Genomic DNA, 2,769 nt, shown 5'->3' with positions numbered 1-2,769 from the left:
CAGGTCGACAGAGCGGTACTCGCCATAGGCAATGAGATCACTGACGCCCGACCCGGTCGCCGCTGCATGCATCATGCCGTGGCCGCTGAAGCCGGTAGCCAGGACAAAGTTCGAAACCTCGGGATGCCGGCCGATGATGCCGCTGTGGTCGAAGGTGTTGTATTCGTAGAGCCCCGCCCAGGCGCGCAGCATGCGCAATTGCTCAAACCCGGGCACGCGATGGGCGAGCGCCGGCCAGATCAACTCGTCGAACAGGTCGTAATCCACATCCAGGCCAAAATCGTCCGGCTCGTTCTCGCGCACCGGCGGAATACCGCACAGGAAGAGCTGGCCTTCCGGCCGCAGCCAGAAGCCGCTCGTGTCGAAGACGAAGGGGCAGTTTTCGATCGTTGCCGGCGTTTCGAAGACGAAGACGCAGCGCTTGCTCGGGACAACCGGCAGTTCGGCGCCGGCCATCCTGGCGATGCCCGCGCTCCACGGTCCGGCCGCGTTGATCACCGTGCCGGCGGCAAGCCGGTCGCCATTGTCGAGCACCACTTCGCCGACCTTTTGGGGAGACGCCATGGTCAGTCCGGTCACCGTCGCGGCAAGATAGTCCACGCCCTGCGTGCGCGCCTTGCGGCGAAAGGCCTGCATCAGGCCGGGGCCGTCGAACCAGCCTTCGCTGCCAAGGCCGAGCGAGCCAAGGGCGAGATCGTCCGTGTTGAGCCACGGGAAGCGTCGTGCCAGATCGACCTGCTCGATCAGTTCGGCGTCGACGCCCATGCCGCGCTGAACGCGGTTCTTGGCACGCTGCGCGTCTGCCCGCTCGGGTGTCGCCAGCACGAGGTAACCGGGCTCATGCAGGCCGATGTCGGCCAACTCGTCGCCGATGGCAAGCCGCGTCTTTACCTGGCGCAGGAAGTCGATGCTGAACTTCGACATGGCAATGTTGGGCGCCGTGCCGAACTGCTGGCGGATGGCGCTGGTCGACAAGGAAGACGAGGAGGCCGTGTAGTAGGGGTCCCGCTCGATCACCGCAATACTGCCATCGAAATCCGGATTGGCTGACAGGAAATAGGCGATCGAGCTGCCGACAACGCCGCCGCCGACGATCACCACATCATAGTTCGTGCCCATTCCAATCGTGTTCCCTATCTCGAATGTCATACGCGGCGATGAAGGATTGGATACTTTCCTCTATCGACCCACCACTGGAATGAGACATAACCCGGTCTTCGATGCAGAAAAAGGGGTTTGACGCGAAAATCAGAATACATTATCCAATTTTCACCAGATATCACCTGCCCGGCAACGTCGCGGCAGCCATGACGAGGATTTCCCGTGGGCCTCATCGCTCCCCGTCTTGACGTCATCAAGCCAAGCCCCAGCATGGCGGTCACCGCGCGGGCAATCGAAATGCGCTCGGCCGGCATCGACGTCATCAGCCTGAGCGCCGGCGAGCCGGATTTTCCAACGCCTCCGCACATCGTCGAGGCGGCCTACGAGGCGATGCGCAGGGGTGAAACGCGCTATACGGCGGTCGACGGCACCGCCGCGCTGAAGAAGGCGGTGGCCGGGAAATTCAGGCGCGAGAACGGCCTCGATTACAAGCCTTCGCAAATCAGCGTCGCGGGTGGCGCAAAGCAGATCATCTACAACGCCCTGCTGGCAACGCTGGCCCCCGGTGACGAGGTGGTCGTCCCCGCGCCCTATTGGGTTTCCTACACCGACATCGTCCTGCTCGGCGAAGGCAAGCCCGTGGTCGTTCCTTGCACGGAGGCGCAGGGCTTCAAACTGACACCGCAAGCCCTGCGAGCCGCGATCACCGGGCGCACCAAATGGCTGCTGCTCAACACGCCTTCCAATCCGACTGGCGCCGTCTACAGCCCCGACGAACTTGCCGGCCTGGCCGGGGTGTTGCTCGATCACCCGCATGTGCACGTTCTGACCGACGACATCTACGAGCATATCCTGTTCGATGGACGTACCTTCCATACCATCGCCGGCGTCGAGCCGAGGCTGAAGGACCGTACGCTGACAGTGAATGGCGTGTCGAAGGCCTATGCCATGACCGGCTGGCGGATCGGCTATGCCGGCGGGCCGGAACCGCTGATCCGCGCCATGGCCACCGTGCAGAGCCAAAGCACGTCGAACCCGTCATCCATCTCGCAGGCCGCGACCATTGCCGCACTGGAAGGTCCCCAGGACTTTCTTCGCCCTCGGGCGCTCGAATTCCAGGCTCGGCGCGACCGCGCTCTGGAGCTGCTGCGCAAGATTCCCGGCCTTACCTGCCAGACGCCCGAGGGCGCCTTCTATCTCTATCCCAATTGCTCGGCCCTGATCGGCCGTCGTCGCCCCGACGGCACTCCCATCGGCAGCGACGATGATTTCTCGCTTTACCTGCTCGATCAGGCGCGGGTCGCGGTGGTGCAGGGCTCTGCCTACGGGCTGTCGCCGCATTTCCGCATTTCCATAGCCACGTCGATGGATCTGATCGAAAAAGCGATCGGGCGAATCGCCAAGGCTGTCGAAGCGCTGCGATAGGGTCGGCGATGGATCTCGACTTCGTCCAGAAGCTGATCGAATTTGTCTCGCGTTCGCCCATTGCCGAACTGGAGATCGAGCGCAATGGCGTTCGCATCCGCATGTCCAGGCAGATGGCGCCGGCGCAATCCGCGTCGCAAGCGCAATCTGCGTCGCAGTCGGGGCCAGCCGCCGTCCCTGCCGTCTTCACAAATCCGGCTTCGACATCTCCGCCCATCGCACGCTATTCGATCCGCGCGCCGC

The 2,769-nt window shown here is 63.3% G+C and carries 2 protein-coding genes and 1 pseudogene; 2 read left to right on the top strand and 1 reads right to left on the bottom strand.

Annotated features, from left to right (window positions below; translation table 11 throughout):
* The coding region (locus EN893_RS27635) for an FAD-binding oxidoreductase (protein WP_164901156.1) at positions 1–1,119 on the bottom strand (1,119 nt) is incomplete at its 3' end.
* A 204-nt stretch (positions 1,120–1,323) separates the two neighbouring features.
* On the opposite strand from EN893_RS27635, the gene EN893_RS27630 reads away from it, so the two are divergent.
* Entirely contained in the window at positions 1,324–2,526 is a 1,203-nt protein-coding gene (locus EN893_RS27630; protein ID WP_127269418.1) for a pyridoxal phosphate-dependent aminotransferase, read from the top strand.
* 8 nt (positions 2,527–2,534) lie between these two features.
* Positions 2,535–2,769 (top strand): annotated as a pseudogene (locus tag EN893_RS38760) (acetyl-CoA carboxylase biotin carboxyl carrier protein subunit); the annotation flags it as partial.

The sequence above is a fragment of the Mesorhizobium sp. M7A.F.Ca.CA.004.04.2.1 genome (assembly GCF_004022825.1).
Taxonomy (GTDB): Bacteria; Pseudomonadota; Alphaproteobacteria; order Rhizobiales; family Rhizobiaceae; genus Mesorhizobium.
The sequence above is the reverse complement of the archived record's forward strand: the minus strand, read 5'-3'. Positions and strand labels throughout refer to the sequence as shown.